This is a genomic window from Campylobacter concisus (assembly GCF_002914195.1).
Classification (GTDB): domain Bacteria; phylum Campylobacterota; class Campylobacteria; order Campylobacterales; family Campylobacteraceae; genus Campylobacter_A; species Campylobacter_A concisus_M.
Genome location: NZ_PPAU01000020.1, coordinates 1 through 445, shown reverse-complemented (window position 1 = coordinate 445; position 445 = coordinate 1). Strand labels below are relative to the sequence as shown.

Genomic DNA, 445 nt, shown 5'->3' with positions numbered 1-445 from the left:
GCCTATAACTTCTCCATATTCAAACATTCCACCGACGATCTCAAATTCGTCTGAAGCATTTTTGAATTCTTTCGTAATTGGGTAATCAGGATTGATCCCACTCAAATCGTGCAGATAAAATCCGCAATCAAAGCAAACCCTATAAGTTCGTAATCCCCATTTAACGAGATGATCCGTATAAATTTCACGTCCATTTTTGTCTCTAAAACCTGTATATTGCAAAAGGGCTATCTCGTCATTTAGTTCATATTCCCATGTATTGCCGTCATCATCTTCAATTTCTACTATTTGGTCTTTAAAATTTATGCTTGCGACGTCCCATAATTTACCTGCCCTAAGATCTATTTCAAGAGGATGGCTATCCTCATCAGTCAAAACATAAACATAAGCCTTAAATTTTACATCTTTCATCTTTATATCCTTTATTTTACCCAGCTAATCACAC

Annotated in this window: 1 protein-coding gene; it reads right to left on the bottom strand. The window is 35.7% G+C overall.

Annotation, left to right across the window (positions count from 1 at the left end; genetic code table 11):
• The coding region (locus CYP28_RS00655) for a YopX family protein (protein ID WP_103592719.1) at positions 1–411 on the bottom strand (411 nt) is incomplete at its 3' end.
• Between the last annotated feature and the right edge of the window lie 34 nt (positions 412–445).